Source organism: Vibrio sp. V19_P1S1T109 (assembly GCF_002241375.1).
GTDB classification, from domain to species: Bacteria; Pseudomonadota; Gammaproteobacteria; order Enterobacterales; family Vibrionaceae; genus Vibrio; species Vibrio anguillarum.
In genome coordinates this window covers 1-3,087 of the sequence record NZ_NDIM01000078.1, presented here as the reverse complement: position 1 = coordinate 3,087, position 3,087 = coordinate 1, and the positions used below count along the sequence as shown (strand labels likewise).

The following is a 3,087-nucleotide window of genomic DNA, read 5'->3' as shown; positions in this document are numbered from 1 at the left end:
ACCGTACACTTTTGCAAGTGTAGTACAGATAGCAGCAGTTAGAGTTGTTTTACCGTGGTCAACGTGGCCGATAGTACCAACGTTTACGTGCGGTTTCGTACGTTCAAATTTTGCTTTAGACATGAGTTGTCCCTCTAGGTACGGATTTAGGTGGCTTTGATGACCACGCAACCAAAATTATTGGTAAGGAGTATATATCAAAAGGAGATAATTGCTTGGAGAGCTGGTGCTGATACCCAGAGTTGAACTGGGGACCTCACCCTTACCAAGGGTGCGCTCTACCGACTGAGCTATATCAGCACTCAAAAATTGGAGCGGGCAGCGGGAATCGAACCCGCATCATCAGCTTGGAAGGCTGAGGTAATAGCCATTATACGATGCCCGCACACGTAACTCTGAGAGCTATTTCCTTAAGAATATGGTGGAGGGGGACGGATTCGAACCATCGAAGGCGGAGCCGGCAGATTTACAGTCTGCTCCCTTTGGCCACTCGGGAACCCCTCCAAATTTTTTCTTCATTCTTTCGAAAAAGAATGGTGCCGACTACCGGAATCGAACTGGTGACCTACTGATTACAAGTCAGTTGCTCTACCTACTGAGCTAAGTCGGCATAAGTGGAGCGCATTCTATTGAATGATGCTCAGCCTTGCAAGCCTAAATATTAAAAAAAAACCAATTTTCCATAAATCTCGCCTGTTCGTTGCTTTTTCAAGCAAAATGCGTTTTCTCACTCAATTCTATCGTTTAAGGCATTTCCATTCTTTTCACCTTAATGTATGTTTCATCCTCTTCTTTTTTCTGTCATTCATCGTTAGGTATTTTATGGGTCCTTATATCTCTTTTGATCGCAATCAATGGGCCGAGCTACGTAACTCTGTCCCAATGACTCTCTCTGAGGCTGACTTAAAAGAGCTACAAGGTATTAATGAAAACCTAACGATGAAAGAAACGGCTGAGATTTATCTGCCTTTGGCTCGCTTACTTAATTTATACGTGGCCGCCAGACAAAGCCGAAATGCGGTTTTGCATCAATTTCTCGGTAATACCGATATATCGCCTCCTTTTATCATTGGCATCGCAGGAAGTGTCGCCGTTGGGAAAAGTACTACGGCGCGTTTGTTAAAAGCGCTTCTTTCACGCTGGGAGAATCATCCCAAAGTTGAACTGATCACGACAGATGGGTTTCTTTTTCCCAACAAAATTCTTAATGAAAGAGGAATTATGGGGAAAAAGGGGTTTCCTGAATCTTATGATATGAAACGTCTGGTACAGTTTGTGTCGGATGTTAAAGCAGGAAAAAGAAATGTAAGCGCGCCGATCTATTCACATCTTACTTACGACATCACCACTGAAGAGAAAGTCGTCGATAGGCCAGATGTGTTGATCATTGAAGGATTGAACGTCTTGCAAAGCGGCATGGATTATCCACACGATCCACATCGAGTGTTTATATCTGATTTCTTAGATTTCTCACTGTATGTCGATGCGGACAGTCAACTTATTGAAAAGTGGTATGTTGAACGCTTTATGAAGTTTCGTCACAGCGCCTTTAAGGAGACGGGATCGTACTTTAGCCACTACACAAAACTGTCTGAGCTAGAGGCGAGAGAAAAAGCTGAGAGCATTTGGCACTCGATCAACGGTAAAAATCTGCAACATAATATTTTACCGACCAAAGAGCGCGCTCAGTTAGTTTTGCGTAAAGGCCTCAATCATACCGTGGAAGAGATACTACTAAGAAAATAGTTTGGTAAAGCGGTTACTCTGCCTTGCGTAACGATATTTCGCCACCAATGTAACTCTCCATTCCATTCTCTGTTTCTAGCAACACTGCTCCATATTCGTTGATTCCGTGCACCACGCCATAGACCTCTTTGGGGCCCATAAGCAGTTTAACTTTTCGACCAATAAAGTTATCGAGTCGATTCCAGCGCGGTATAAAATCCTTCATCCCATAAAGCTCGTAATCACGTAGCGCTTGGTCTAATGATTGAATAAAGACAATAGCGAGCAAGTTCCTGTCTATTTTCAGACCGTCGGCTACCTGCGACAAACTTGCCCATGGCTGGTCAATGGATTGCTCATTTTCGGGCATGAAAATGTTCATTCCCATCCCAATCACTAAATGTGCCGCTGCGCCAGCCTGCCCTGTCATTTCTACTAAAATGCCCGCCAGCTTTCTATCCTGAAAATAGAGATCGTTCGGCCACTTAAGCTTTACACCGTCAAATCCGATGCTTGCTAGCGCTTCCACAATCGCGACCCCGACCACAAGGCTAAGCCCCATTGCGGCCGCCATCCCTGCGTCGAGTCGCCAGTACATGGAAACATAAAGATTGCTGCCAAAAGGCGATATCCACTGACGCCCACGCCGACCCCGTCCATTAGCCTGATACTCTGCTAAGCAAACGCTGCCCGAAGCAAGGTTATCTACACGTTCTAACAGGTATTGGTTGGTTGAATCGATAATGGGGAAAAGCTCGACAGGGTTACGCACGGCATTTTGGATCTGTGTCGCATCAAGTAGATTCAGTGATTGAGCAAGCTGATAGCCTTTGCCTTGGACGCGGAAAATATCAATTCCCCACTCTTGAATCCCTTTAATATGCTTACTGACTGCGGCGCGAGAAATACCAAGTTCTGCTCCTAGCAACTCACCAGAACAAAACTCGCCACTGGCCAGATGACGAAGTAATGATAGTTTGACACTGTGCTCTTTCACTTTAATTCCTTAGCAAGATGCTCAAGGTTCGTTTCACCAATCGCATCTAAAAATCGGACTTCATGCTCTAAAGATATCGAAAATTTATCCTGAACTGCTATGCAAACTTTAATCGCTAGTTGAATAACATCAAAGGCTGTAGCGCTACCTTTATTTACCAACACTAAAGCTTGCTTCGGATGCACTTGAGCATCACCTAAGCTATACCCTTTGAGCCCACACTGATCAATCAACCACCCAGCCGCTACTTTTCTGCCTTCTTCCACGGGGTAAGAAACAAGATCGGGATAACTCTCAAGAAGAGCCTGCCAATGTTCTAAACTAATAATTGGATTTTTAAAAAAGCTTCCTGCATTACCTAGCAC

General features: G+C 44.5%; 3 protein-coding genes, 4 tRNA genes and 1 pseudogene. 1 reads left to right on the top strand and 7 read right to left on the bottom strand.

The features are described from left to right. From B9J87_RS03695 to B9J87_RS03675, 5 genes are all read right to left on the bottom strand, one after another. Positions 1–123 (bottom strand): GTP-binding protein (locus B9J87_RS03695; protein WP_254918092.1); only part of this gene is annotated, 123 nt, incomplete at its 3' end. A 101-nt stretch (positions 124–224) separates the two neighbouring features. Continuing rightward, positions 225–300: transfer RNA gene (locus B9J87_RS03690), tRNA-Thr, on the bottom strand. A gap of 10 nt (positions 301–310) precedes the next feature. Then, positions 311–385, bottom strand: a tRNA-Gly gene (locus B9J87_RS03685). 34 nt (positions 386–419) lie between these two features. Next, positions 420–504, bottom strand: a tRNA-Tyr gene (locus B9J87_RS03680). A gap of 30 nt (positions 505–534) precedes the next feature. Continuing rightward, positions 535–610 (bottom strand) — tRNA-Thr (locus B9J87_RS03675). A gap of 212 nt (positions 611–822) precedes the next feature. Here B9J87_RS03675 and coaA point away from each other — a divergent pair. Continuing rightward, positions 823–1,746 carry a type I pantothenate kinase gene (gene coaA / locus B9J87_RS03670; protein WP_010318972.1) on the top strand — a complete coding sequence of 308 codons (924 nt, stop codon included), beginning with the start codon at positions 823–825 and terminating at the stop codon, positions 1,744–1,746. A gap of 13 nt (positions 1,747–1,759) precedes the next feature. Here coaA and birA read toward each other — a convergent pair whose 3' ends face one another. Together birA and B9J87_RS03660 are read right to left on the bottom strand one after the other, a co-directional pair. Continuing rightward, positions 1,760–2,722, bottom strand: a complete 963-nt coding sequence (gene birA / locus B9J87_RS03665; RefSeq protein ID WP_094149379.1) for a bifunctional biotin--[acetyl-CoA-carboxylase] ligase/biotin operon repressor BirA — start codon at positions 2,720–2,722, stop codon at positions 1,760–1,762. After that, positions 2,719–3,087, bottom strand: a pseudogene (locus B9J87_RS03660) (UDP-N-acetylmuramate dehydrogenase); the annotation flags it as partial. The pseudogene B9J87_RS03660 and the gene birA, both read right to left, overlap by 4 nt.

Bases quoted from the DNA above. Each gene is read 5' to 3' on its own strand.
- coaA (WP_010318972.1), top strand. From the start codon at position 823: ATGGGTCCTTATATCTCTTTTGATCGCAATCAATGGGCCGAGCTACGT.